At 64.4% G+C, this 26,495-nt stretch carries 23 protein-coding genes; 15 read left to right on the top strand and 8 right to left on the bottom strand.

From position 1 onward, the window contains the following. Nucleotides 1-2 precede the first annotated feature (2 nt). Both FJ943_RS00705 and speB read right to left on the bottom strand, forming a co-directional pair. On the bottom strand, nucleotides 3-806 hold the full coding sequence (locus FJ943_RS00705; protein ID WP_181174468.1) for a transporter substrate-binding domain-containing protein: 804 nt from the start codon (nucleotides 804-806) through the stop codon (nucleotides 3-5). A 68-nt stretch (nucleotides 807-874) separates the two neighbouring features. After that, nucleotides 875-1,936 (bottom strand): agmatinase, encoded by a 1,062-nt coding sequence (gene speB / locus FJ943_RS00700; protein ID WP_140711757.1) that lies wholly within the window; start codon nucleotides 1,934-1,936, stop codon nucleotides 875-877. A gap of 210 nt (nucleotides 1,937-2,146) precedes the next feature. Here speB and gcvA point away from each other — a divergent pair, with 210 nt between their 5' ends. The 8 genes from gcvA (at nucleotide 2,147) to FJ943_RS00655 (ending at nucleotide 10,951) form a co-directional block, all read left to right on the top strand. Beyond that, nucleotides 2,147-3,118, top strand: a complete 972-nt coding sequence (gene gcvA / locus FJ943_RS00695; RefSeq protein WP_140719254.1) for a transcriptional regulator GcvA — start codon at nucleotides 2,147-2,149, stop codon at nucleotides 3,116-3,118. A 118-nt stretch (nucleotides 3,119-3,236) separates the two neighbouring features. Further along, the gene (gene pncB, locus FJ943_RS00690) at nucleotides 3,237-4,541 is read left to right on the top strand and encodes a nicotinate phosphoribosyltransferase (protein WP_140711753.1); all 1,305 of its coding nucleotides are present in this window, start codon (nucleotides 3,237-3,239) and stop codon (nucleotides 4,539-4,541) included. Nucleotides 4,542-4,555: 14 nt separating this feature from the next. Beyond that, nucleotides 4,556-5,989 (top strand): hypothetical protein, encoded by a 1,434-nt coding sequence (locus FJ943_RS00685; protein WP_140719252.1) that lies wholly within the window; start codon nucleotides 4,556-4,558, stop codon nucleotides 5,987-5,989. A 158-nt stretch (nucleotides 5,990-6,147) separates the two neighbouring features. Beyond that, on the top strand, nucleotides 6,148-7,452 hold the full coding sequence (locus FJ943_RS00680) for an ABC transporter substrate-binding protein (RefSeq protein ID WP_140719250.1): 1,305 nt from the start codon (nucleotides 6,148-6,150) through the stop codon (nucleotides 7,450-7,452). 217 nt (nucleotides 7,453-7,669) lie between these two features. Further along, complete coding sequence (locus FJ943_RS00670) at nucleotides 7,670-8,551, top strand: branched-chain amino acid ABC transporter permease (RefSeq protein WP_140615272.1); 882 nt, start codon at nucleotides 7,670-7,672, stop codon at nucleotides 8,549-8,551. Beyond that, nucleotides 8,548-9,510 carry a branched-chain amino acid ABC transporter permease gene (locus FJ943_RS00665; protein ID WP_140719248.1) on the top strand — a complete coding sequence of 321 codons (963 nt, stop codon included), beginning with the start codon at nucleotides 8,548-8,550 and terminating at the stop codon, nucleotides 9,508-9,510. Before FJ943_RS00670 ends, FJ943_RS00665 begins: the two co-directional genes overlap by 4 nt. Next, nucleotides 9,507-10,232 (top strand): ABC transporter ATP-binding protein, encoded by a 726-nt coding sequence (locus FJ943_RS00660; protein ID WP_140719246.1) that lies wholly within the window; start codon nucleotides 9,507-9,509, stop codon nucleotides 10,230-10,232. The genes FJ943_RS00665 and FJ943_RS00660 overlap by 4 nt, the downstream gene beginning before the upstream one ends. Next, complete coding sequence (locus tag FJ943_RS00655; protein WP_140719244.1) at nucleotides 10,229-10,951, top strand: ABC transporter ATP-binding protein; 723 nt, start codon at nucleotides 10,229-10,231, stop codon at nucleotides 10,949-10,951. The genes FJ943_RS00660 and FJ943_RS00655 overlap by 4 nt, the downstream gene beginning before the upstream one ends. Here the strand turns inward: FJ943_RS00655 and FJ943_RS00650 are convergent, their stop codons facing one another. Then, on the bottom strand, nucleotides 10,952-12,334 hold the full coding sequence (locus tag FJ943_RS00650) for a sodium:proton antiporter (RefSeq protein WP_181174501.1): 1,383 nt from the start codon (nucleotides 12,332-12,334) through the stop codon (nucleotides 10,952-10,954). A gap of 66 nt (nucleotides 12,335-12,400) precedes the next feature. Next, nucleotides 12,401-13,015: a bifunctional nicotinamidase/pyrazinamidase gene (gene pncA / locus FJ943_RS00645; RefSeq protein WP_140719240.1), complete on the bottom strand. Its 615-nt coding sequence runs from the start codon at nucleotides 13,013-13,015 to the stop codon at nucleotides 12,401-12,403. A gap of 343 nt (nucleotides 13,016-13,358) precedes the next feature. Between pncA and FJ943_RS00640 the strand changes: the two genes are divergently transcribed. From FJ943_RS00640 to FJ943_RS00615, 6 genes are read left to right on the top strand one after another with little or no spacing between them, the layout of a single operon-like run. Beyond that, nucleotides 13,359-14,213, top strand: coding sequence for a xanthine dehydrogenase family protein subunit M (locus tag FJ943_RS00640; RefSeq protein WP_140719238.1), 855 nt, complete (start codon nucleotides 13,359-13,361; stop codon nucleotides 14,211-14,213). Beyond that, entirely contained in the window at nucleotides 14,210-16,963 is a 2,754-nt protein-coding gene (locus FJ943_RS00635) for a molybdopterin-dependent oxidoreductase (protein ID WP_140719236.1), read from the top strand. The genes FJ943_RS00640 and FJ943_RS00635 overlap by 4 nt, the downstream gene beginning before the upstream one ends. Further along, complete coding sequence (locus FJ943_RS00630) at nucleotides 16,960-18,501, top strand: 6-hydroxynicotinate reductase (RefSeq protein ID WP_140719234.1); 1,542 nt, start codon at nucleotides 16,960-16,962, stop codon at nucleotides 18,499-18,501. Before FJ943_RS00635 ends, FJ943_RS00630 begins: the two co-directional genes overlap by 4 nt. Further along, a complete protein-coding gene (locus FJ943_RS00625) occupies nucleotides 18,501-19,385 on the top strand; it encodes a UPF0280 family protein (protein WP_140719233.1) in 885 nt (294 codons plus the stop codon). The genes FJ943_RS00630 and FJ943_RS00625 overlap by 1 nt, the downstream gene beginning before the upstream one ends. Continuing rightward, nucleotides 19,378-19,962, top strand: coding sequence for an amino acid synthesis family protein (locus FJ943_RS00620; protein ID WP_015314457.1), 585 nt, complete (start codon nucleotides 19,378-19,380; stop codon nucleotides 19,960-19,962). Before FJ943_RS00625 ends, FJ943_RS00620 begins: the two co-directional genes overlap by 8 nt. Continuing rightward, nucleotides 19,959-20,420, top strand: a complete 462-nt coding sequence (locus tag FJ943_RS00615; protein WP_140660160.1) for a MarR family transcriptional regulator — start codon at nucleotides 19,959-19,961, stop codon at nucleotides 20,418-20,420. The genes FJ943_RS00620 and FJ943_RS00615 overlap by 4 nt, the downstream gene beginning before the upstream one ends. A 116-nt stretch (nucleotides 20,421-20,536) precedes the next feature. Here the strand turns inward: FJ943_RS00615 and FJ943_RS00610 are convergent, their stop codons facing one another. From FJ943_RS00610 to FJ943_RS00600, 3 genes are read right to left on the bottom strand one after another with little or no spacing between them, the layout of a single operon-like run. Beyond that, nucleotides 20,537-21,505, bottom strand: coding sequence for a substrate-binding domain-containing protein (locus FJ943_RS00610; RefSeq protein WP_015314453.1), 969 nt, complete (start codon nucleotides 21,503-21,505; stop codon nucleotides 20,537-20,539). Further along, nucleotides 21,502-22,815: an ABC transporter permease gene (locus FJ943_RS00605; protein ID WP_140719231.1), complete on the bottom strand. Its 1,314-nt coding sequence runs from the start codon at nucleotides 22,813-22,815 to the stop codon at nucleotides 21,502-21,504. Before FJ943_RS00605 ends, FJ943_RS00610 begins: the two co-directional genes overlap by 4 nt. Then, on the bottom strand, nucleotides 22,812-24,398 hold the full coding sequence (locus FJ943_RS00600) for a sugar ABC transporter ATP-binding protein (protein WP_140719229.1): 1,587 nt from the start codon (nucleotides 24,396-24,398) through the stop codon (nucleotides 22,812-22,814). Before FJ943_RS00600 ends, FJ943_RS00605 begins: the two co-directional genes overlap by 4 nt. Nucleotides 24,399-24,619: 221 nt before the next feature. Here FJ943_RS00600 and FJ943_RS00595 point away from each other — a divergent pair, with 221 nt between their 5' ends. Then, the gene (locus FJ943_RS00595) at nucleotides 24,620-25,639 is read left to right on the top strand and encodes a LacI family DNA-binding transcriptional regulator (protein WP_015314450.1); all 1,020 of its coding nucleotides are present in this window, start codon (nucleotides 24,620-24,622) and stop codon (nucleotides 25,637-25,639) included. 47 nt (nucleotides 25,640-25,686) lie between these two features. Here the strand turns inward: FJ943_RS00595 and FJ943_RS00590 are convergent, their stop codons facing one another. Beyond that, nucleotides 25,687-26,481 (bottom strand): inositol monophosphatase family protein, encoded by a 795-nt coding sequence (locus FJ943_RS00590; protein ID WP_140719227.1) that lies wholly within the window; start codon nucleotides 26,479-26,481, stop codon nucleotides 25,687-25,689. Between the last annotated feature and the right edge of the window lie 14 nt (nucleotides 26,482-26,495).

The raw sequence follows: 26,495 nt of genomic DNA, 5'->3' as shown, positions 1-26,495 counted from the left end.
ACTCAATCCTTGAGGTTGTCGGGATTGAGCGGCGTCTTCAGCCAGGCCTTCGAGCTTTCGTCAAGCTTGCCGTCGACCAGCATCTTGGCAATGGCGTCGTTGACCGCCTTCTTGAGGGCATCCTCATGCTTGTTGAGGCCGATATGCGAAGGCGAGGTCAGAAGCTGAAACTTCTGCTCCGGCTTCAGCGCATCCTGCTTGGCCAGCACCTGCGCGCCGACATCGTTGCCGACGACCATCAACTGGGTCTGGCCTGAGATGAAGGCCTGGATCACTGAATTGTAGTTGTCGAAACGCTTGATGTCCGCCGAGGCCGGTGCTGCTTCGGTGAGCGAGGTGTCTTCCAGCGTGCCGCGATTGACGGCGATCGACTTGCCGCCGAGATCTTCCTTGCCTTTGACTGGCATTGCCGCCGGACCGATCACCGCGATGTAATAGGGCGCGTAGGCAGCGGCGAAGTCGATGACCTGCTCGCGCTCTTTCGAGTAGCCGACGCTCATCAGGATGTCGACGCGATGGTCGTTCAAATAGGGGATGCGGTTCTGGCCGGTGACGGCAACGGTGTTGAGCTTCACCTTGAGCGTGTCGGCGATGTACTGCGCCACATCCATGTCATAGCCCTTGAGGCTCATGTCGGCACTGGCCGAGGAGAAAGGCGGGAAGTCGGCGAAGACGCCGACATTGATGGTGCCGGCCTTGGTGATGTCGGCCAGCGCGTCGGCATTGGCGGCTTGCGTGGCGAAGCCGGCTAACCCCAGGAGCAGAACGGCGGCGATGGACGATTTGCGGTGGATTGTCATTGTCATTCCCCTTCTGGAAGCTTTTGATTGTTTGGGTCGGCCGCCGGCTCCAGTGCGGCGGCCGCCTTTCTTTGTCAGGCTCCCTTGCCTGATACTGCCGGGCTGAACACCATCAGGCTCAGGATCTCGAACAGCACCTGCGCGCCGGCGTGCGCCGTGTTGGTGGTGGCGTCATATTGCGGCGCCACCTCGACGACATCGCCACCGACAATGTTGAGACCCTTGAGGCCGCGCAGCAGTTCGAGCACTTCGCGCGTCGTCAGCCCGCCGACTTCCGGCGTGCCGGTGCCCGGTGCGAAGGCGGGATCGACGCTGTCGATGTCGAAGGACACATAGGTCGGGCCGTCACCGACTATTCTGCGCGCCTTCTCGATGATGGCGGGAATGCCGAGACCGGTCACTTCCTCGGCATGGACCACGGTCATCCCGGACTCGTAGGTGAATTCCCACAGATATTCGGCCGAGCCGCGGATGCCGATCTGGATGGTGCGCGTCGGATCGAGCACGCCGTCCAGCACCGCGTTGCGGAACGGGCCCCCATGGTGGAATTTGGTCAGGTCGAACAGGCCGCTGGTGTCGCAATGGGCGTCGATGTGGATCAGGCCGACCGGGGCCTTCTTGCCGACCGCCTTCAGGATCGGGTGGGTGATCGAGTGGTCGCCGCCGACCGACAACGGGATGACCCCGGCGTCGACGATCTGGTTGATGCGCCGCTCGATATCCTCATGGCTGGTCTCCAGTCGGTAGCGGCTCTGGAACGGAACGTCGCCGATGTCGGCGACCCTGAGTTCATGCGTCGGCGCGCATTCCAGCACATGATTGTAGGGGCCGATGCGCTCGATCGCTCGCAAGGCGCGCGGCCCGAAGCGCGAGCCCGGCCGGTTGGTGACGCCGAGATCCATCGGCACGCCTGTTATCGCCACCTGCAGGTCGCCGAAGTCCGGATTGTCCGCTGCGATTTCGCGGTAGGGCGCGGCAAGGAAGGTCGGGATGCCGGAATAGGGCGCCAGCCGCGTGCCGCTCTTGGAAAAGATCTTGTCGGCGACCTTGCGGAATTTCGGGTCGAACATCTCGCCGCCATGGCTCTCGCCATATTTGCGACGCAGCGCATCGAGCTTGCCGCGATCATATCCCATATCCGCTCCTCCTCGGCTGATGCAGTGGTGCCGGCGGTGACCTCGGGCGAACCGACCGTCATCCGGCCGGGCCGTTGTCCGGCTGGCAGTCTGCAGATTTCACGTCTTGATGTTGTTCCGGATCAAAGTGTCCGGCAGCCGCTTTGAAAAAGCAATTGATATTGTTAGGGTGTTTCCTGTGAGAAAATCTCACAATAAGGCCGAGCATCCATGGCCAAGCGCCTGCCACCTCTCAACCCGCTGCGCGCCTTCGAGGCCACGGCCCGCCATGCCTCGCTGACCAAGGCGGCGAACGAACTGAATGTCACGCACGGCGCCGTCAGCCACCAGATCAAGGCGCTGGAGCAATCGCTTGGCGTCAAGCTGTTCGAGCGCGTCGGCCAGCGGGTCAAGCTGACCCCGCATGGCGCCGAACTTTTGCCGGCGGTATCGGTCGCCTTCGACGGCATCGCCGCCGCCACCCAACGGCTGACGCGGCCGGCAAGCAGCGGCGCGCTGTCGGTGTCCTGCGTGCCTGCGTTGCTGCTCTTGTGGATGACGCCGAGGCTGGGCAGCTTCACCGCGCAATATCCCGACATCCAGCTGAAGCTCATTCCCTCCAACGATCCCAGGGATATCCGGGCGCCGCATATCGATGTCTGCGTGCATTATGGCGATGGCAGCTGGGCCGATTGCTGGATGCGCAAATGGTCGGGCCTGGAGCTGTTCCCGGTGGTCAGCCCGACGCTGATCAACAACCGGCCGATCCGCAATGTTCGCGACCTCGCCGACCATGTCTTGCTGCATGGCGACGATGGCCGCGAGTGGCACACCTGGCTGGCCGCTGCCGACGCGCTGGACCTGGAGCGCGGCCGTCGCCATCATCTCGGCGATGCACGCATGACGGCGGAAGCCGCCGTCCATGGCCATGGCGTGGCGCTGGGCGACTCGGTGACGGCAAGCGCCCTGCTGGCCAGGGGCATGCTGGTCGCGCCGTTCAGTCTGTCAGTGCCGGCGGTCGACGATTTCTATGTCGTTTGCCGCAACGAAATGCGGGGGACGCCGATCGTGCAGGTGTTCATCGACTGGCTGTTTGCCGAGAAGGCCGGGGATGACGGCCGCGCCGACGCCCCGGTTGCGGGCCGCCTCGTCACCCGCCGCAAACGTCCCGCGCTCAAGGTGATGGGCGGCAAACCCACATAGCCGCATGCAGGGCTTTCTTTTTGTCGGGCCAGCCTGAAAGCGGGCAGCGTTTTTGCCAATTCGATGCTATGAGGCCTGTCGCGATTGTGGGTGGCAGGCAGCGAAGGCGGCAGCAAGCATGGCAAAGACCGATATTGCGCGGCGTGTCTATAACCACACCTGGAAGCTCGACCCGATCGTGCGCAGCCTGCTCGATACGGATTTCTACAAGCTTTTGATGCTGCAGATGATCTGGGGCATGTACCCCAAGGTCGACACCACCTTCTCGCTGATCAATCGGACGACTTCGGTCCGCCTCGCCGACGAGATCGATGAAGGCGAGCTGCGCGAACAACTCGACCATGCCCGCACCTTGCGCTTCTCCAAGAAGGAAATGATCTGGCTGGCCGGCAACAATTTCTACGGCCGCAAGCAGATTTTCGAGCCGGAATTCCTCGCCTGGCTGGAAGGCTTCCGGCTGCCCGACTATGAGCTTTCCAAGCGTGACGGCCAGTACGAGCTCTCTTTCTCCGGCCCCTGGATGTACACTACGCTTTGGGAGATCCCCGCGCTCGCCATCATCAATGAATTGCGTTCGCGTGCCGCTTTGCGATCGTTCGGGCCTTTTACGCTCGACGTGCTCTATGCCCGCGCCAAGGCCAAGATGTGGGCCAAGACCGAACGGCTGAAGGCGCTGCCCGGCATCCGCATCTCGGATTTCGGTACCCGCCGGCGCCATTCCTTCCTGTGGCAGCGCTGGTGCGTCGAGGCGCTCAAGGAAGGCATCGGCGAAGCTTTCACCGGCACCTCCAACGTGCTGCTGGCCATGGACAATGATCTCGAAGCGCTGGGCACCAACGCGCATGAACTGCCGATGGTGTTCGCGGCCCTTGCCAATTCGGAAAAAGAGCTGAAGCAGTCGCCCTACAAGGTGTTGCAGGACTGGCAGCGCTACTATGGCGGCAATCTCTTGATCGTGCTGCCCGATGCTTTCGGCACCGCCTCGTTCCTGCGCGACGCGCCGGACTGGGTCGCCGACTGGACCGGCTTCCGCCCCGACAGCGCGCCGCCGATCGAAGGTGGCGAAAAAATCATCGACTGGTGGCGCGAGAAGGGCAAGGACCCCAGGCAGAAGCTGCTGATCTTCTCCGACGGGCTCGAGGTCGAGACCATCGAGGAGACCTACCGCCACTTCAAGGGCAAGGTGCGCATGTCCTTCGGCTGGGGCACCAACCTGACCAACGACTTCGAAGGCTGCGCGCCGACCGAGACCAACAGCCTCGACGCCATATCGTTGGTCTGCAAGGTCACCGAGGCCAATGGCCGGCCGGCGGTCAAGCTCTCCGACAACCCGGCCAAGGCGACCGGCGATCTCAAGGAGATCGAGCGGTATTTGAGGATTTTTGGGCAGAAGGACCGCGTGGAGCAACTGGTCAAGGTTTGAGGGTGGGCGGACCCTTGGACAGTTCGAGTTTCGTCGTAGAACGCCTCCGTCTGCCGTTCGCCTTATGGTTCTCGGCCTTGTGGCTCGTCTCCCCCACTCTCGCCTTCGCCCACGCCTCCGACCGCGGCCACGTCCTGCTCCTTCCTACCGGCTATTATCTCGCCGGCGGCGCTTTCGCCGTGGCCGCCAGTTTCCTTGTCTTGGCATTGCTGCCGTCCGACACCCTCGACCGTTTCTGGCGCCGACGCCTGCCGCTATTCGCCTTCGGCGACAGCGTCCGCGCCGCCATCAGCTTGATCTCCTTTGCCGGTTTTGCAATTCTCCTCGCCGCCGGCTTCATAGGCAGCCGCGACCCGCTCTCCAACCCGCTGCCACTGGTGGTGTGGACGCTGCTATGGGCCGGCCTGACACTGCTGCAAGGCGTGTTCGGCGATCTCTGGTCGTGGCTCAACCCCTGGTACGGCCCGTGGCGGCTGCTGTCGCGGCTGACCGGCGGAAGCGATGACGGCGTTAGGCAACTTCCGCAATGGCTCGGCTGCTGGCCGGCTGTCATGCTGTTTTTTGCCTTCGCCTGGTTCGAACTCGTCTATCCCGCTCCTGACGATCCGGCGCGGCTGGCCTTCGCCGCCGGCCTCTACTGGCTGTTCACCTTGGTGGCGATGCTGGTGTTCGGCTACGACAGATGGGGTCGAAGCGGTGAATTCCTCGGCATTTTCTTTTCGGTGGTGGCGCGCTTCGCGCCGATCGAGCGCGGCGACAAAGGCCGACTTGCGCTGTGCTGGCCGGGCGCCAAACTGCTCCGGGCCCAGCCGCTGCCCGCCAGCGGCATCGCCTTCGTGCTGCTCGCTTTGTCCTCGGTCTCCTTCGACGGCCTGTCGAAGACCTTCTCCTGGCTCGGCCTGTTCGGCATCAATCCGCTCGAGTTTCCGGGCCGCACGGCCGTGATCGGCAGCGGCACGCTTGGGCTCGTTATGACATTCGTGCTGCTCGCGGCGGTGTTCCTGCTTGCCGTCGTCCTCGGCCAGCGTCTTGCCCGCGGCGGCCAGCCTTTCGCCCAGGCAGCCGGCATGCTGGTGTGGTCGATCGTGCCGATCGCGCTCGCCTACCATGTCGCGCATTATCTGACGGCGCTGCTGGTCGACGGCCAATATGCGCTGGCCTCCCTGTCCGATCCCTTCGCGCTTGGCTGGAACCTGTTCGGCACCGCCGACATGCAGGTCGAGGCCGGCATCGTCGCCGGCGCGGTGTCGGCATGGTGGCTGTGGAATGTCCAGGCGGGCGCCATCATCCTTGGCCATGTGCTCGCTGTCCTCGTCGCGCACGGCTTTGCCTGGCGCCTGCATCCCCAGCCTGCCCGCGCCGCGCTCAGTCAGTTTCCGCTCACCGTGTTGATGATCGCCTACACCATTTTCGGTCTCTGGCTGCTTGCCACGCCGACAGTCGGATGAGACAAGCCATCTCCTGTGAGCCATGCCCCGACGGAAAGCTCGCTTGCCAGGCCAAGCCTTTGGTGATTTAGTTTGTACACATGCAATTTTGCATCCTCTTGCCGAGGATGTTCGAGCCGCCTTATCGTTGGTCAAAACACAAAAACAGGGGAACGAACGTGACTGACAAGAACGGATTTTTCGATCTCTCCAAAACCGCACTCACCCGCCGTACCACGCTGAAGGGCCTCGCCGCCGGCGCTGGCCTCGCCATGGCGCCCGGCTTCGTCCGCTACTCCCAGGCACAGAGTTCGGCGCCGATCAAGCTCGGCTTCCAGTCGCACCGCACCGGCATTGGCGCCGCCTATGGCCGCTGGTACGAGAAGACGACCGCCGCCGCGATCAAGGCGATCAATGCCGCCGGCGGCATCAATGGCCGCCAGGTCGAGGTGATCATCGAGGATGATGGCACCGATCCCGGCCGCGGCGCCGAAGTGGTCGGCAAGTTCGCCACCCAGCACAAGACCGACATCGTCTTCGGTACGCTGTTCTCGCATGTCGTCATCGGATCGGCGCCTGCCGCCGGCGAAAACAAGATGCCCTACTTCGTCGTCAGCGAAGGTCACCATGTCGCCTCGACCAAGCTCAACCGCTATGTCTTCCAGCCCGGTATCACCGACGTGAAGAGCCAGATCCAGTCGATGGCGCCATGGATCGCGGCCAATGCCGGCAAGAAGGTGACGCAGATATTCCCCGATTTCGCCTTCGGCTACGACCATCGCGACTACCTGCCGCCGGCGCTGAAGGCGCAAGGCGCCGAGGTGATCGCGCAGATCGCCATTCCGCCGACGGAATCGTCCTTCACCAAGTACTTCCCGCAGATCCCGGCCGAGACCGAGGTGATCTACCACGTCATGGTCGGCCCGGCGGTGCTCACCTTCGTCAAGGAACTCGGCGAGTTCTTCGGTTCCAACCGGCCGCAACTCTTCGGCTTCATCGATTCGCTGGAAGCCGTGGACATCAACAGCCCCGGCCTCGAATTCCTCGACGGCAGCCATTTCTGGGAAGGCTCGCCGCGCTACGCCCAGCCCGACGACACCGAAGCGCAGAAAGCCTATCGGGCCGCTGTCGGCATCGACGACAATGGCGCCGCCGTCGGCGACGCCAAGGATGTCTCCACCGCCGCGCACATGTTCGGCTGCTGGGAAACGCTCTACGTCGTCAAGAAGGCGATGGAAGACGCCGGCTACAAGGGGCCGGAAGACCGCGCCAAGCTGGTCGAGGCGACCGAGGCGCTGAAGGAATTCGCCGAAGGCCCGGAGCATCCGCAGGGGCCAAAAACCTTCAATGGCAAGATCCACCAGTGCTTTGGCATCCAGAACATCTCCAAGGTCGAGGGCGGCAAGCTGAAAGTCGTGCACAAGACCAAGATCGAGGATGGCCTTTACGAGGCCGAAGGGGATTACACGACGCAGGCGCTGTGAACTGACTTCTCCAGCAAGCGTGAGCGCCAAGCCACCCCCCTCTGTCCTACCGGACATCTCCCCCGCAAGGGGGGAGATCGGCAGTTCGTATGGCAGCGCCCATCTGCCCGCGTTGATGATTGGCGAAACCAGCGAGGACATCCAATCTCCCCCCTTGCGGGGGAGATGCCCGGCAGGGCAGAGGGGGGTGCCTCGCGCATCCGTTGGTGCATAACAAATGCACTTCGGACCCCACCTTCTCCTCGCAACCCTTGAAGGCCTCGTCACCTCGGCCGTGCTGGCGTTGACGGCCCTGGGCTTGTCGCTGGTGTTCGGCGTCATGCGTGTCGTCAACGTCGCTCATGGCGAGTTCTTCATGCTGGGCGCCGTGCTTGCCTGGGCGATCACATCGGCAATTGGCGGCCATCCGGCTCTTGGCTTCCTGGCGGCGCTGGTGATCGCGCCGCTGATCGTCGGCGCCATCGCGCTGGTCGCCGAACGGCTGGTGCTGAGCCGGCTCAACTACAATCCGGAAGCCACCATCGTCGCCACCATCGGCATGCTCTACATCATCCAGCAGCTGGCGCTGACCTTCTATGGCCCCGAAGCGCGGCCCGTGGAGCCGCCGTTCAGCTATCGCATCCTTCTGCCGTGGTTCGGCTATTCCGGCTACAAGCTGTCTATCATCGCCGCATCCGCTCTTCTGCTGATCGCGACATGGCTGGTGCTGACGCGCACCAGGATCGGCCTCATCATGCGTGCCACGCAGTATGACAGCGAGACGGCGCAGGCCTTCGGCATCCCGGTCGGCCGCGTCTATGGCGGCGTCTTCGCGCTCGGCGCCATGCTGGCGGCGATCGCCGCGGTGCTGATCGTGCCGATCAGCCAGGCGCACTACCTGATGGGGCAGGATCCGCTGCTCTTGTCCTTCATCGTCGTCATCATCGGCGGCCTCGGCTCGTTGCGCGGCACGGTCGTCGCCGCCGTGCTGATCGGCCTCTCCGATGGCATCATCTCGATGTTCTTCTCGCCGACGCTGGCCAAGATCATCGCCACGCTGCTGGTCGCCATGGTGCTGGTGTTCCGGCCGCAAGGCCTGTTCGGGACGGCATCGCGATGAGCGAAGCTTCGCCGGCAAAGGCCTATGCGCTGCATCTCGGCGTGATTGCCATGCTCTTCATGCTGAGCTTCCTCTTGCCGGGCTATTATCACGGCCTGCTCGCCCGCATCATGGTGCTGGCGGTCTTCGCCATGGGCTACAACATGCTGTTCGGCTATGTCGGCCTGCTCAGCCTTGGCCATGCGATGTTCTTCGGCGCCGGGCTTTACGGCGCCGGCCTTGCCGTCATTCAGCTCGGCTGGAGCGTGCCGCTGGCGTTCCTCGCCGGCATTGCCTGCGGCGCGGCGTTGGCGCTGGTGATCGGCCTCCTGGCGCTGCGCACCACGGGCGTGGCCTTCATGATCGTCACCATGATGTTCGCGCAGGTGTTTTATCTGGCCATCCTCTATTTCGCGGCCTGGACCGGCGGCGATCAGGGTCAGGTCGTGCCGCAGCCGGCGCGTGTCCTCAATCTCGGCGCCACCTCGCTCGATCTCACCAACCCGACCGTACGCTACATGACGGCGCTCGGCTTGTTTTCGCTCGTGCTGCTGATCACGCTTGCCGTCGTCCGGTCCAGATACGGTCGCGTGCTGATCGCGATCCGGGAGAATGAGGAACGCACGAAGATGCTGGGCTACGACACCTTCTCCAACAAGCTTGCCGCCATTATCGTCTCCGGCACGATCTGCGCGGCGTCCGGCGCCGCCTACGCGCTGCTGTTCGGCTATGTCGGGTCGAGTTTCGCCTCGGTACAGTATTCGATCCTGCCGCTGCTGTGGGTGCTGCTCGGCGGTGCGGCCACAACGCTTGGACCGCTGATCGGCACGCTGTTCATGTACTATGTCATCGACGTCACCAGCGGCTACACGTCGGCCTACCTGCTGATCGTCGGCATGGCACTCATTCTGCTGGTGCTGTTTTTCCCGAAAGGCATTCTCGGCACCATCCGCCAGCGCTGGCTCGGATGGCTGCCATGACGCCGCTGCTGACCACCAAGGGCCTGTCGCGCAGCTTCGGCGGCCTGCGTGCGGTCGACAATGTCGACTTCACCCTGATGCCGGGCGAGATCCGCGCCGTCATCGGTCCGAACGGGGCCGGCAAGACAACCTTCGTCAGTCTGATCAGCGGCCGCATCCAGCCGTCTTCGGGAGCGATAGTCTTCGACGGTGCCGACATCACCGGCCTGCCGACCTATGCCAGGGTCCGCCGGGGCATCGCCTACACCTTCCAGATCACCAGCGTCTTTGCCAATCTCAGCGTCTATGACAATGTCGCGCTGCCGGTGCAGCTCACGCTCGGCGATCGCCGCTCGAAGGCTGAGCTGCGTGCCGGCGTCATCTCTGCGCTTGAACGTACAGGGCTGGCCGACCGCACCCATATGCCGGCCGGGCAATTGTCCTACGGCCATCAACGATTGCTCGAAGTGGCGATGGGCCTGGCGCTGAAACCGCGCCTGCTGATCCTCGACGAGCCGACGCAAGGTCTGGCCGACAGCGAGATCGACAATTTCATCGAACTCGTGCGCGACATCGCCAAGAACGCCACCGTGCTGCTGATCGAGCACAACATGCCGGTCGTGATGCAGCTTGCCGATCGCATCACCGTCTTCAACGCCGGCAGGATCCTGGCCGAGGGCACGCCCGAGGCGATCCGCGAGAACGCTGCGGTTCAGGATGCCTATCTGGGAACGGCGCCATGATGGAGGCGAGCACGGTCGAAGCGCTGACGATTTCCGGGCTCGATTGCTTCTATGGCGCGGTCCAGGTGCTCTATGGGCTCGACCTGGTGCTGAACAAGGGCGAGGTGCTGTGCCTGTTCGGGCGCAACGGCGCCGGCAAGACGACGACGCTGAAGGCGATCATGGGCCTGGTTCCCGCGCGCGCCGGCTCGATCAGGCTCGCAGGGCAGGAATTGACCGGCCTGCCGGCGCATGAAGTGCCGAAGGCCGGTGTCGCCTACGTGCCGCAGGGCAGGCGGCTGTTCGCCGAGATGACGGTGGCCGAAAACATCGAGATCGGGCTGATGGCGCGCGGCAAAGGCAAGGCGACGCGCGAGAACGTTCTCGACCTCTTCCCGCTGCTGCGTCAGCGGCTGCGGCAGCGCTCGGGCACCTTGTCCGGCGGCGAGCAGCAGATGCTGGCCATGGCGCGCGCGCTTTGCCTTGAGCCGCAGGTGCTTTTGCTCGACGAACCGACCGAAGGGTTGATGCCGTCGATGATCGCCAGGATCCGCGACACGGTGTCGAAGCTGCGCGAGATGAATGTTTCCACCATCCTGGTCGAGCAGCGGGTCGATGCCGTGCTGTCGGTCGCCGATCGTGTCTGCTTCATCGAAAACGGCCGCAACCGCGAGACGGTCGATGTCGAGGCCCTGCGCGTCGACCCCTCGGCGGTCCGGCGCTATGTCGGCGTGGGCTGATCAACCGAAAAACAGAAAACCCGCGACCAAGAAGGTCGGTACCAGCACCAGCCCGGACCACAGCATGTACCCAAAGAAGCCCGGCATCTTGACGCCGCGATGTCTGGCAATCGCATAGACCATGAAGTTGGGTGCGTTGCCGATATAGGTGTTGGCGCCCATGAACACGGCGCCGGCCGAGATTGCGGCAAGCGTCGAGGCGAACTCCGTCATCAGGTGGCGAGGATCGCCGCCCGCCAGCTCGAAAAACACCAGATAGGTCGGTGCATTGTCGAGGAAGGACGACAATGCACCGGTCAGCCAGAAATAGGCGAGGTCGTTGGGCGTGCCTTGCGCCGAGGTGACGAGCGCGACCAGCGGCGCCAGCGCACCGTTGTGGCCGGCCCTCAAAATGGCGACGACCGGGACGATGCAGATGAAGATGCCGGCGAACAGTTTGGCCACTTCCGCGATCGGACCCCAGTTGAAGCCGTTCGCCTCGCGGTGGCTCTTGTAGGAGAGCGGAAGCGATAGCAGGGCCAGCGCGAGGATGATCGCGTCGCGGACCAGGTTCTGCAGTTCGAGACCGACGCCGAACACGGAAAAACTCACGCCCGGCTTCCACGCCGCCGACAGCAGGATGGCCCCGATCACGCCGGCCAGCAGCGGGAGGTTGGCCAGGCCGCGCAGGCGCACCTTCGTATCGGGTGTCGGATCCTTGATCTTCGGTGCGCCGGCCTCGCGCCGGTGCAGGATGAGGTCGATCGCCAGGAACGCCGCCAGCACGACGACGCCAACGAACAGCGTCTCCCGGTAGAGGTTGGTGGTCGTCCAGAAGAAATCGACGCCGCGCAGGAAGCCGACGAACAGCGGGGGGTCGCCGAGCGGCGTCAGCGAACCGCCAATGTTGGACACCAGGAAAATGAAGAAGATGACGACATGGGCATTGAAAGGCCTGTTGTCGTTGGCGCGCAGGATCGGCCTGATCAGGATCATCGAGGCGCCCGTCGTTCCGATCACCGAGGCCAGCAGCGCCCCGACGATCAGCAGCCCGGCATTGACCAGCGGTGTGCCGTGGATGTTGCCGGCAAGCAGGATGCCGCCTGAAATCGTGTAGAGCGCAAACAGCAGGACAATGAACGACATGTATTCCGTCAGCAGCGCGTGCAGCACCGCCTCGGTTGCCGCGGGAGTACCGAAGGCAATCGCGAGCGGCACGATCACCAGCGCCGCCCACAAGGCCGCGATCTTGCCGTAGTGGTGTTCCCAGACATGGTGGAACAGCAGCGGACCGGTCGCGATCGACAACAGCAGCCCGGCAAAAGGCAGCGCCCACCACAGCGACATCGCGCCGCCAGGCAGGCCGTGCTCTTCGGCCGCGCAGGCCTGGGCTGGCAACAGCATCGCGACGATGAGCGCGCCGCCCGCCCCGGTCGCTATCGGCAAGTATCCCCTTCTACCCCCCACGAGTCAGCCCGAAGTGCGATCTTCGAGCGTCACGCCGGCATCGCGCATCTTCGCCAGCATTGTCTCGAGCGATCCGTTGAGATCGATGCCACGGCAGGCATCGAGCCTGACCGTGGTTCTAAACCCTTGTTTGACCGCGTCCAGCGCCGAGAAGGCGACGCAGAAATCGGTCGCCAGGCCGACCAGGATCAGTGTGTCGATGCCGCGCTCCCGCAGATAGCCGGCGAGCCCCGTGGGCGTCGCATGATCATTCTCGAAGAAGGCGGAATAGCTGTCGATGGCCGGGCGAAAGCCTTTGCGGATGACGAGTTCGGCCTTGGTCCAGGCAAGTCCGGAATGGAAATCCGAGCCGAGACTGCCCTGGATGCAATGGTCCGGCCAAAGCGTCTGCTGACCATAGGGCATCTCGATCGTCGAATAGGGCTGCGACCCAGGATGGCTGGAGGCGAAGCTGGAATGGCCGGCGGGGTGCCAGTCCTGTGTCAGCACGACATGGTCTGTTCGCCGGACCATGTCATTGACCAGCGGCACGATCTCGTCGCCGCCGGCAACGGCCAGCGCGCCGCCCGGGCAAAAGTCGTTCTGCAGGTCGATGACAACGAGCGCTTCGTCGGCCATGGGCTTCCTTCCTGTCAGGCTGGGGTCGGGCTCCGAACGAGGCACCCGGCGAAAGAAAAAGCCGCTGGCGCGACTGGAGGAGAAACTTGACCAGATGGCGGTCCGCGTCAACCTCCAGCGGCATAACAAATGCGTGGCGATGCCAGCCGGACGGATGCCGGCGCAAACTCTGGCTTTGACAATTTCCGCCGTCTTGATATCATTTGCATACGAATGAATTTACCGGTCGAAGCCGGTAAAGACTTTCCCTAGGCAAGTGCCTCGGGAGGGCCAGTTTCGGGCAAAGCCCATTTTATCGGGAAGCCCCACCTTATTGAAGGCCCACCTTATTGGGAAGGAAAGCGTGATCCGTTACGCGAAACCCACCACGGTCGACGAGGCGCTCGCGCTGCTTGGCGGGGGCGCTTGGCGTATCCTTGCCGGCGGTACGGATTTCTATCCGGCGCAGGGCAGCAAACCGTTTCGTGACAATGTCCTCGACATCAACGGCCTGACAGCGCTGCGCGGCATCGCCGAGACCGGCAGCCACTGGATCATCGGCGCGCGCACGACATGGACCGACATCATCCGCCATCCCTTGCCACCGGCCTTCGAGGCGCTGAAACAGGCCGCGCGGGAAGTGGGTTCACCACAAATCCAGAACGTCGCCTCGGTCGCCGGCAATCTCTGCAACGCCTCGCCGGCCGCCGACGGTGTGCCGGGGCTGCTGGTCCTCGATGCCGAGGTCGAGCTGCGCTCGGCGGCGGCGACGCGCCATCTGCCCTTGTCGGCGTTCATCCTCGGCAATCGCCGTACGGCCTTGCGGCCTGGCGAGATGCTGACGGCCATCCATGTGCCGAAGCCCGCCGGCACATCGGCCTTCGTCAAGCTCGGGGCGCGGCGCTATCTCGTTATTTCCATTGCCATGGTGGCGGTGCGTCTGGTTGCCGAGAATGGCACCGTCGCGCAGGCGGCCGTCGCCGTCGGCTCGTGTTCCGCCGTGGCGAGGCGGCTTGCCGGTGTCGAGGCGGCGCTGCGCGGGCTTCCCCTGGACGCCGGGCTTGTTGCCGCGGTCAGGTCTGCACCGATGGCTGAGCTGCAGCCGATCGCCGACGTGCGCGGCAGCGCCGAATACAGGCTCGACGCGGTGCGCGAAATCGTTGCGCGCGCCGCCCTTGAGGCCGCGGGCAAGCCCACGGACGACAAGGTGGCCGCATGAGCATGGAACGCGCCGATATCGCCTTCGCGGTCAATGGCGCCGCCGTCTCGGTCAACGTGCCACCGCTGCGCCGGCTGTCCTCGGTGCTGCGTGACGAATTGCGGCTGACCGGCACAAAGGTCGGCTGCGACGCCGGCGATTGCGGCGCCTGCACGGTGCTGGTCGACGGCGACCCCGTCTGCGCCTGCCTGATGTCGGCGGCCTCCGCTTCCGGCACTATGGTGACGACGGTCGAGGGCCTCGCCAATGGGCGCCTGTCGGCGCTGCAAGCCTCGTTCCTGGCGCATGGCGCCGCGCAATGCGGCATCTGCACGCCGGCGCTGCTGGTCGCGGCGTCAGCGCTGCTGGACACGAAACCCAGGCCGACCGAGACCGAGGTGCAGGATGCGTTGGGCGGCATCCTCTGCCGCTGCACCGGCTACCGCAAGATCATCACCGCGGTGATGGAGGCTTCCCTCCAGGCCGCGAGCCTGGACTTCCGTCTGCCTCGGTCCGGCCAGGCCATCGGCGCGTCACCGGTCAGGCTCGACGGTGTGCCAAAGGTGACCGGGGCCGAGAAATTCGGCGGCGATTCCTTTCCGGCCGAAGCGCTTGCGGTGCTGGTAATCCGCTCGCCGCATCATCATGCCGGCTTCGCCTTCGGCGACATCGATGGCTGGGCAAGCAGCCATTCCGGTATCACGGGCGTTTTCACGGCAGCCGATATCCCGGGAAAAAACTGCTTCGGCGTTATCGGCCCGTTCGCCGACCAGCCGGCGTTGGCCGAGGGCTTTGCCCGGCTTCGCGGCGAGGCTGTCGCGCTGGTCGCCGGCGAGCGCGAGGCGATCCTAGATCTCGACCTGTCGGATTTCCCCGTCCGCTGGACCGAACTGCCGCATGTTCTCCAGCCCGGCGATGCGCAGGCCGAAGGTGCGGCGCTGATCCATGAAAACCGCCCGGCCAATTTGCTGACCAAGGGCTTCGTCGAACGTGGTGATCCCGAGTCGGCACTTGCCGATGCGGCGTTCATCGCGAGCGATACGATCGACACCTCCTATGTCGAGCACGCCTATATCGAGCCGGAAGCCGGCTATGCATATCTCGACGGCGACACGCTCGTCGTCATCGCCTGTACGCAGGCGCCTTACATGGATCGTGACGACACGGCGAAAGTGCTCGGCCTTGCCGTCGACAAGGTGCGCATCGTGCCGACCGCGACCGGCGGTGGCTTTGGCTCCAAGCTCGACGTTTCCCTGCAGCCGCTGATCGGCCTTGTCGCGCTGAAGACCGGGCGGCCCGCGGCCCTTGCCTACACCCGCAACGAATCCATGATGTCGACCACCAAGCGCCATCCGGCGCGGATGAAGGCCACCGTCGGCGCGGATGCCGAGGGCCATGTCACAGGCATGATCTTCGAAGGCGATTTCAACACCGGAGCCTATGCGAGCTGGGGGCCGACGGTCGCCAACCGCGTGCCGGTGCATGCCTCCGGTCCTTATTTCACGCCGAATTACCGCGCCGAGGGCCGCGCCATCCACACAAATGGGCCGATTGCCGGTGCCTTCCGTGGCTTCGGCGTGCCGCAGGCGACGATCATGCAAGAGACGCTCTATGACGAGCTTGCCGGCAAACTCGGTATCGATCGGCTTGATTTTCGCCTGAAGAATTGCCTTCGGAACGGATCCGAAACGGTTACCGGGCAGCTCCTGGAGTCCGGCGTCGGCATCGCCGAATGCCTCGAAGCGTTGCGACCGCATTGGGCGCGGGCGACAGCCGATGCCGACGCTTTCAACAGCGCCAACCTGGACAGGAAACGCGGCGTCGGCGTCGCTTCGTGCTGGTATGGCTGCGGCAACACCTCGCTGCCCAATCCGTCGACCATCCGGGTCGGCATCGCGGCTGACGGCGCGGTCATCCTGCATCAGGGCGCGGTCGATATCGGCCAAGGGTCCAACACCGTCATCACGCAGATCTGCGCCGACGCGCTCGGCCTGCCGCTGGAAAAATTCCGGCTGAAGAGCGCCGATACGGCGATCAGTCCCGACGCCGGCAAGACCTCGGCCTCGCGCCAGACCTTCGTCACCGGCAAGGCGGCCGAGAAGGCAGGACGCGCCCTGCGCGAGAAGATCCTGCGCTTTGCCAATGTCTCGGACAAGGCTTCGCTTGAACTGGATGGCCCGGCGATCGTCATCCGCGAAGGCGAGGCGACACGAAGCATCGATGTTGGCTTACTCGACGTGGATGCGCACGGTTTCGTCTTCCACGCCGAGGAGACATACGACCCGCCGACGCTGCCGCTCGATGCCAAGGGCCAGGGCAAACCCTATGCGGTCTATGGCTATGGCGCGCAGATCGCCGAACTTGAGGTCGACCTCAGGCTTGGCACGGTCAAGCTGATCAGGATCATCGCCGCGCATGACGTCGGCAAGGCGATCAACCCGCTGCTGGTCGAGGGCCAGATCGAGGGCGGTATAGCTCAGGGCATCGGCATGGCGCTGATGGAAGAATACATCCCCGGCCGCACCGAGAATTTGCATGACTATCTCATCCCGACCATCGGCGACGTGCCGCCGATCGAGACCATCCTTGTCGAGGTGCCCGATCCCGAAGGGCCGTTCGGCGCCAAGGGCCTGGGCGAGCACGTGCTGATCCCGACGGCGCCGGCGATCCTCAATGCCATTCGTCACGCCACCGGCGTGCTGGTCACCAAGGTGCCGGCAACGCCAAGCCGCATCCTGGCGGCCATCCGCGAGAAGGAGGCACGCGCATGAGCGAGCTTGCCGAGCGTTTCGAAACTCATGATCCCGGCGAGAAGCTGGTGGCGGAAAAGATCCGCTGCGATGCCTGTCCCGTCATGTGCTACATCGCTGACGGACGCACCGGAGCCTGCGACCGCTATGGCAATATCGCGGGCCGCATCGTGCGCATGGACCCGCTGACCATCCTCGACCATGCGGCCGAGACCGGGGCCGCCATTGTCCCCTTTGTCGCCGAGGGCGAGCAGTGGGATGGCGAACTCATCAACACCGGCCGCCGCTTCGTCACCGCAATCGGCGCCGGCACAACCTATCCCGACTACAAGCCCGCTCCCTTCATCGTCAGCCAGGAAGTGGAAGGCGTCGATCTCGTCACCGTGGTGACCGAAGGCATCTTCTCCTATTGCGGCGTCAAGGTGAAGATCGATACCGACCGTCATATCGGACCCGAAACAGCTGTTGTGCGGGCTGAGGGCGAAGCCATCGGCCATGTCACGACGGGAGAATATGGCTCGCAGATGCTGTCGCTGGGCGGCGTGCATCATCTGACCGGCGGCTCCAAGGCGGAAGGCCGCGCCACCTGCGATGCGCTGCTCAACCTGTGCAACCGCAAACCGGTGGAACTCACCATCGACGGCGGCGCCACGGTCATTGTCGAAGCCGGCAAACCGCCCGTCATCGACGGCAAGCAGGAACATCGCATGCGCGTCGGCTGCGGCTCGGCCACCATCGGCATGTTCGCCACGCAATGGCGCGGGCTGGTCGACGAGGTGGTGGTGGTCGACGACCACATTACCGGCGTCGTTTCCGAACACCAGGCCGGCAAGGTGCTGGGCTGGCAGGATACCGGGATCAAGATCGTCGGCCGCCGCTCGACGCCGGGCCGCTATTTCAAGGTCTCCGAGCCCGGCCTCGGCTGGGGTGGCACCAGCATTTCAGATCCGCTGTCGATCCTCGGCGAATGGAACGCCAAGAAGGGCGCGCGGCCGGGCCTGTCGCTGCTGATGGTTTCGACCACCGGCGAGCAGTTCGCCTATTACGAGCTCGACGACGACTTGAAACCGGTCGAAAAACCGTTTCCGGAGCGGCTGCAAAAATCGGTCAACCTGATCGAGGACAATTGCGAGCCGGCTTTGTGCACCGTGCTGTTCATCGGCGGCGCCGGCGGGTCGCTGCGTGCCGGCGTCACTGAAAACCCGGTCAATCTCACCCGTTCCGTGCAAGGCCTGAAAACCTACGTCACCGTCGGCGGCGCGCCGGTCTATGTCTGGCCGGGCGGCGGCATCACGCTGATGGTCGATGTCACCAGAGTTCCGCCAGGCGCCTTCGGCTATGTGCCGACGCCGGCGCTGGTGGCGCCGATCGAGTTCACGCTGCGTCGCGACGACTATGTCAGGCTTGGCGGCTACGAGGCCGAAATCCGCAGCGTCGCGGATATTGTCGCCAAGGGCGGCGAGTACCTCAATCCCCGGCGCGGCACGGGTGCCCCGGCCAGCAATCCATGGCCGCCGCTGGCGCAGTTGCGCCGCGCGGGCTCGGATGGGGCCGGCTGATGGAAGGCCCGCAAGCGCATTGGCTGCAGGATGGCAAGCGGCTGCATCTCAACCATGGGCCGATCGACCTGATCGTCGAGGTCTTTGGCGAGGCTGACGAGTGTCGCGCCGCCTATGCCCAAGCCGTCGCGCGCTTCCGGACGATCCTGATCGAGTTGGTCGAGGAGCTTCCCGAACTGCGCCTCCCAGCATTTTTCTTGGCGCCGCGAACCTTCACCGGCCCGACGGCGCGCCGCATGGAAGCAGCCGTCATGCCCCTGGCGGAATGCTTCATCACGCCGATGGCCGCCGTCGCCGGATCGGTAGCCGACGAAATGCTTGCCGCGCTGCTTGCCGGCCGCAAGCTCGACCGCGCCTATGTCAACAATGGCGGCGACAGCGCCCTCCATCTCGACAAGGCCACGTCGATTGGCTTGGCGGTCGCCGGGACCGGCAACGGCATGGCCGACCGGATCACGATCCGCGCGCAAGATGGGGTGCGTGGTGTCGCAACCAGCGGCTGGCGTGGCCGCTCCTTCTCGCTTGGCATTGCCGATGCCGTCACCGTGCTCGCGCGCACCGGCGCCGAGGCAGATGCGGCGGCGACGCTTATCGCCAACGCCGTCGACCTGCCCGGCAATCCCGCCATCAGGCGCACTCCCGCAAGCGACCTGTCGCCCGACAGCGATCTTGGCGCACGGCTGGTGACACAAGGCGTCGGCACGCTTGCCTCTGGCGAGGTGGCGCGGGCGCTGGACAATGGCCTCGCCGTCGCCGAAGATTTTCGGCGGCGCGGCCTGATTGCCGCATCGGCGCTGTTTCTTGGTGGGGAGGCCCGTATCAGCGGCTCCGTTGCACTCGGCCCGCCCAACAAGCATGAACCGGAGGAAGTTGCCCATGCCTGAGTTTCCGATCCGCAAGATCGCGGTGCTGAGCGAAGAGATTTTTCACGACGGTGGGCCTGTCACTGACGTGCCGCGCCGGCGTGCCGCCGCCATGGCGGTGGTCAAGAACCCTTTCGCCGGGCGCTATGTCGAGGAGCTGCAGAGCGCCATGGACGATCTGAAGCCGCTCGGCCTGCTTCTTGCCGACCGGCTGATCGCGGCGCTCGGCGGCGACGTGAAACAGATCGACGGCTACGGCAAGGGCGCCATTGTCGGCAGCGCAGGCGAGCTGGAACACGGCGCGTTGTGGCATGTACCCGGCGGTTACGCGATGCGCGAGCGGCTGGGCGATGCCAAGGCGATCGTGCCCTCGGCCAAGAAGGTCGGCGCCTTCGGATCAAAGCTCGACGTACCGCTCGGCCACATCAACGCCGCCTATGTGCGCAGCCATTTCGACGCCATGGAGGTCGGCATCAGCGACGGCCCGCGTCCTGACGAGATACTGTTCTGCCTCGCCATGACCTGTGGCCCGCGCATCCACAACCGCATGGGTGGCCTCGCTGCGGATGACATAAAAGCCTGGGACGGGCTGCGGTGAGCGGCGAGGACAACCTGCTCAAGCTGGTCGAGACCGAAGAGGCCGACGATCACGACTACCTCCTGCAGGAACAGGTCGGCTTCATCCTGCGCAAGGCGCACCAGCGCCATGTCTCGATCTTCGCCGCCCGTATCGCCGATCTGACGCCGCCGCAATTCGCCGCACTGGCCAAGCTGCGCGATGTCGGCGAGACCTCGCAGAACCAGCTTGGCACGTTGATCGCCATGGATGCCGCGACGGTGAAGGGCGTCATCGACCGGCTGAAGGCGCGTGGCCTGGTCGAGCTGTCCCGGCATGAGGTCGACAAAAGGCGGCTGCTGGTCAATCTGACGGCCGAGGGTCGCGACGCGATCGAGCGGCTGATCCCGCTTGCCCGGGAAATCACACAGGAAACGCTGGCGCCGCTCACGAACAAGGAAATCGCCACCTTCATGAAGCTGCTGGCGAAGCTGGCGTAGAGCGGCGGCGGCGAGGTCCTTTCCTCTCCCCCGATCGACGGGGGAGAGGAAGGTGCCAAGCTGTCCCTCGGACGAAGAACCTGGACCTTGGGCCGGCGCTTATCTCCGGCGAAAACTCACAGGCCGTTGTCCTTCAGCACCTGGGCGGCGTTTTCCTTGGTGATCTTCTGCGTCGGCAAGGTGATGGTCTTTTCCACCTTCTCGCCGTTGAGGAACTTGATCGCCTGGCGCAAGCCTTCCGCGCCTGGGGTGACATAGGTGAAGGTCGCCGTCAGCTCGCCCTTGTTCACCATCTGCACGCCTTCGTTGGGCAGGCCGTCGATGCCGATGAACTTGATGTCCTTCTCGCGGCCGACATCCTTGGCGGCCAGATAGGCACCGTAGGCCATCGGGTCGTTGTGGCCGTAGACGAGATCGATCTTCTCGTTGGTCTTCAGCGCGTTGGCCATCAGATTGTAGGCCTGGTCCTGCTTCCAGTCGCCCGACTGCTGGTCGAGCAAATATTTGATGCCCGGTTCCTTGTCGGTGAATTCATGGAAGCCGTCATGGCGGTCATGCGCCGGCTGGGTGCCCATGCCGCCCCAGATCTCGACGACATTGCCCGCTGCCTTGCCCTTGCCGCCGAGCAGTTCGACGGCGTATTCGCCGGCCGCGCGGCCGATCAGCTTGTTGTCGCCGCCGACGAACTGCGTGTAGTCCTTGGTGTCGACATTGCGGTCGAGCACGAAGACCGGGATCTTGGCGTCGATCGCCTGCTGCACGACGCCGGTCAGGCCGGCGGATTCTTTCGGCGAGACCAGCAGCGCGTCGACTTCCTGGCGGATCAGGTTCTCGACGTCGGCGACCTGTTTCTCCGTCTTGTCCTCGCCGTCGGTGATGATCAGCTCGACCTCCGGATGCTTGGCGGCCTCGGCAATGATGTCCTTGTTGAACTGGGCGCGCCAGGGCTCGATGGTGGTCACCTGCGAAAAGCCGATCTTCCACTTCTTGTCCTGGGCGAAGGCATGGCCGGTGGAGAGCAGTGCCGTGGTGGTCAGCAATGCCGCGCCGAGTGCGGCAAGCTTCAGCATGTCACGTCGTTTCATTTCTTGTTTCCTCCGAGATTGAGAGACGGTGTCTCTTGCGACGGCCGTTTTGCGGCGGCCGTTTCCTTGTGCGCCGCCCCGGGCAGGCGCAGATAGGCCATGAGATCGCCGGCATTGCGCTCCTGCACGAGCACGGTGCCGATGATGATCACCCCCTTCAGCACCAGCTGAAGGTTCGAATTGATGTTGTGGAGCTGCAATATGTTGGACAGCAGCCCGAAGATCAGCACGCCGCAGAAGGTGCCTGTCAGGCTGCCGCGTCCGCCCATCAGGCTGGTGCCTCCGATGACCACGGCCGCGATGGCGTCGAGTTCCAGCCCGGCGCCGGCATCCGGCTTGCCTTGCCGGTACTGCGCCACGTAGAGCACCGCGGCGATTCCGGCGAGCAGGCCTGATATGGCATAGGTGGCGATCTTGACGCGGCCGGCGGCGATGCCGGAGAGCCTGGCCGCCTCCTCGTTGCCGCCGATCGCATAGACATAGCGGCCGAAGGGCGTGAAGCGCAGCACCGCGCCATAGATGACAATGGCGCCGAGGAAGAACAGGCCGGGCATCGGGATGACGCCGAACACCAGCGAGCGCAGCAGCTCGAAATCGGCGGTTGCGTTGGAACCGGTATAGACCGGCAGCACGGCATTGTTCTGGCCGGCGGTGAGCCGGGCGATGCCGAGCGCCGTCACCATCATCGCCAGCGTGACGATGAACGGCTGCAGCCGCCCGCCAACGATGATGAAACCGTTGATGGCGCCGAACAGCAGGCCGACGCAGGGCGCCACCAGCAGCACGCCGAGAACGCCGAATTTGGGCTCGATCTGCGGCAACAGGTACCACAGCGAAAGACAGCACAGGACGACGCCGACGGTTGCCGGCGTGACCAGCCCGCGAACGGTGTCCAGCGTGACATCGCGAACGGCGGCATCCGCGCCGGCGCGCGACTTCTCCACATTGAGGAAGGTGAAGCGCGTGACGACGAAGCCGAGGCACAGCGCGACCAGCGCGACGGTCGGCACGCCGAGCACGACACCGGGCGTCACGCCCGGAACCGTCAGCAGCATGGCGCACACCACCGAGCAGATGGCCATCAGCGACCCGACGGAAAGGTCGATGCCGCCGGTGATGATGACAGCCGTCATGCCGGTGGCGATCAGCCCGGTGGTCGACACCTGGCGCAGCACGTCGAGCAGATTGCCGTAGGAGAGGAAGATGTTGTTGCCCTTGGAACTCACCGGCGAACCCAGCACGCCGATCAGGAAGATGGCGATCAGGCCCCAGTAGAGCTTGGTGCGGGACAGGAGTTTCAGTGCGGTCATGCGGCGGGTCTCGATAGGGTCCGGCGCGGTGCCGCGAGGCGCATGATGGCCTCCTCGCTCGCCGCGTCGCGCGAAAGGATGCCTGTCTGGCGGCCGTCGGCCATCACCAGGATGCGGTCGGAAAGATGCAGCAATTCCGGCAGCTCGGAGCTGATGACGGCGATGGCCAGGCCATCGCGCGCCAGCCGGAAGATGAGGTCGTAGATTTCGCGCTTGGCGCCGACATCGATGCCGCGCGTCGGCTCGTCGAGCAACAGCACCCTGGGCCTGGTCGCCAGCCACTTGCCGATGACGACCTTCTGCTGGTTGCCGCCCGACAGCGTGCCGGCGGGCTGGTCGATGTCGCGGCAGCGTATGCCGAGCGCCTTGACCGCCTGCCGCGCCAGCCCCTGCTCGCCGGCGAGCGAGCGGATGCCGAAGCGCGCCAGCGCGCCGACCAGCGGCAGCGCCACATTGTCCGATATCGAGGCCTGCAGGTGCAAGCCCTGCGTCTTGCGGTCCTCGGTCACCAGCGCGATGCCGAGGCGTCTTGCATCGCGCGGCGAGCGGATATCCACTGGCTGGCCGTCGAGCCGGATCTCGCCGCCGGCACGGCCATCGCTCGAGCCGAAGATCGCTTCCATGATCTCGGTGCGGCCTGAGCCCAGCAACCCGCCAATGCCGAGGATTTCTCCGGCGGCCAGATCGAAGCTGACGCCGCCGACCACCTGCCGCCAGCCCTGGCGGTCGGGCTTCGACAGCGACAGGTCGCTGACCGAAAGCACGGTCCTGCCGCCGGGATCCCGCTCACCTTGGGAGGATGCGAGCAGGTCCCGTCCGACCATCGCCGAAATGATGGCGTTTTCGTCGAGTTCGGCCATCGGCCGCGTCAGCACATGGCGTCCGTCACGGAAGACGGTGACGCGACCGGCCAGATGCATCACCTCGTCGATGCGGTGCGAAATGTAGACGATGGCGACGCCGCTATCGGCAAGCTGGCCGATGATGCGGAACAACCGCTGGCATTCGGCCGGCGACAGGGCCGAGGTCGGCTCGTCCATGATCAGGATGCGCGCCGACATCGACAGCGCCTTGGCGATCTCGACCAGTTGCTGTTCGCCGACACGCAAGGCGCCGACGCGAGCGTCCGGATCGAGTTCGATGCCGAGCCGCTGCAGGAGGGCGCTTGCCGCGCGGCTGCTCGCCTTGCGGTCGACGATCAGCCCGGCGATCAGCTTTTCACGGCCAAGAAAGATGTTGTCGGCGACGCTGAGCTCCGGCACCAGGTTGAGTTCCTGGTGGATGATGGCGATGCCGGCATCCTCGGCGTCGCGCACGCCGGCGAAGCCGACCGGCCGGCCATCGACGCTGACCGTGCCTTCATAGCCGGTATAGACGCCGGAGAGGATCTTCATCAGCGTCGATTTGCCGGCGCCGTTCTCGCCCATCAGGGCATGGACCTCGCCGCGTCGCAGTTCGAAGCCGACATCGACGAGCGCGGCGATGCCGCCAAAGCTCTTGGAAATGTGCTCGGCGCTCAGAACGATGTCCGGCCGATCCGATGCCGCATTGCGCGTCGAAGAAGGGGAACTGCTCTCTTGCATGACAATGGCGGCCTCCCTTCCGTCGTCGTCAACTCCAGGCAAACGCTAATCTAAACGTTTCGATAGTGTCAAGCCGATATCAGGTGCCAGAAGTTTGATGCATTTCGATTCTTGCTTAAAAAGACAGGATTCCGTAGGTATTGGCGGCAGAGGGGGGACGAAACGTTTCGAAAATGACAGCGTCAGGGCGAAAAAAACAGCGCAAATCCACCGCGCCCACCATGCTTCACGTGGCGGAGGCCGCGCGTGTTTCGGTCGCCACCGTGTCGGCGCTGATCAATGGTACGGCGACCGTCAGCCCGGAACTCAGCCAGCGTATCGAACAGGCAATCCGCGATATCGGCTACAAGCGCAACGCCATCGCCCGCAGCCTGAAGATGGGCACGACCCGCACCATCGGCCTGACCGTCCCGCACATCACCAACCCATTCTTCACCGCCGTCGTTTCGGTGATCCAGCAGGCCTTCGACCGCGCCGGCTATGCCGTCATGCTGTGCTGCACCGACGAGGATTTGAACACCCAGGACGACCAGATCAGGCTGCTGCTCGACCGCATGGTCGACGGGCTGATCGTGGCGCGCGTCGGTGGCGGTGCGATCCTCGAGCGGATCGTCGTCGACGCCAATGTGCCGGTCGTGTTGCTGGACCGTCTGTGCGAGGGCGTCGACACCGACGCCGTGGTTCTCGACAACCAGCGCGCGGTGTTCGACGCCATCAGCTATCTGATCAATCTCGGCCATCGGCGGATTGGCTACATTACCGGCACCTCGGATATTTCACCCATGCATGACCGGATGACCGGATATTGCGAGGCGCTCCAGGCCGCCGGCTTGCCGGTGGCCGAGGAACTGGTTCGTTCCGGCAATTTCCACGAGATCGACGGCTACAACGCGACCATGCAGCTGCTGTCGCTGCATGAGCGGCCAAGCGCCATCTTCTCGGCCAACAACCCGATGGTGATCGGCACGATGAAGGCGATCCGCGACATCGGCCTGTCCTGTCCGGAGGACATTTCGGTAGCCTGCTTCGACGATTTTCCCTGGTCCGACGTGTTCCAGCCGCAACTGACGACGGTGGCGCAGCCGGTGCAGGCGATCGGCGAACAGGCGGCGAATCTGCTGCTCGACCGTCTCGCTGGCAACAGGGACGCGCCGCCACGCAAGCTCGTCCTCAAGGGCCGTTTGATGATCCGCAATTCATGCCGCCCGCTGGGGACAGTGGTGCAGAGCGTGAGCGCCTGAGCATGCCGAAAGTGTGAAGCGGTTTTCGGGCAATTCTCGGGATTTGATCAGGGCGTGAAGACCCCGGAACACAGTTCCTGCAGCTTCGAAAAGATGCCTTTGCCGCCGGTGATAATTTGCGTCCCGCTCTGCAGCACTGTCTTCGGATCCGCCTTCAGCACAGTGCCGCCGGCCTCCTCGATCAGCAGCATGCCGGCGAGGCAGTCCCAGGGGTTCATGTGTTCTTCCACATAGCCAAGCAGCCGGCCCGAGGCGACATAGGCAAGCATCAGCGCGCCTGACGCGTTGCGGAAGAAGACGCCGCCCTCGGCCAGGATCTTCTTGATCAGCACGGCGATGTTCTCGGCTTCGGCCCGGTTTGAGAAGCCGGTGCCCACCGAGCCCTCTTGCAGGCTGCTGGCCGCACTCGTTTTGATCGGTTTGCCGTTGACGAAGGCGCCGCCGCCCAGCCTTCCGTGGAAGGTCTCGCCGGTCGACGGCTCGTGGATGACGCCGACGATCGTCTCGCCATTTCTTGCGCAAGCGATCACCACGCACCAGGCCGGAATGCCGCGTACGAAATTGGCGGTGCCGTCGATGGGGTCTATGACCCAGGCATGGCCGGTCGAGCCGGCGACCGAGGCGTGCTCTTCGCCGATAATGCCGTCTTGCGGATAGTCGGCGGCGATTGCCGCGCGGATGAACAGCTCGACCTCGCGGTCGGCCTGCGAGACCAGGTCCTGATGGCCTTTGCTCTCGATGGTCAGGCTGTCGAGATCGCGGAAATATTTCAGGCCGAGTTCGCCGGCCCGCCGCGCCAGGTCGATGGCAAACTGCTCGCGTCTATCGAGGTCATGGGGCAAGGCAAGGCTCGCAG

Origin of the sequence: Mesorhizobium sp. B2-3-10 (assembly GCF_006442275.1) — a bacterium.
GTDB classification, from domain to species: domain Bacteria; phylum Pseudomonadota; class Alphaproteobacteria; order Rhizobiales; family Rhizobiaceae; genus Mesorhizobium; species Mesorhizobium australicum.
The sequence above is the reverse complement of the archived record's forward strand: the minus strand, read 5'-3'. Positions and strand labels throughout refer to the sequence as shown.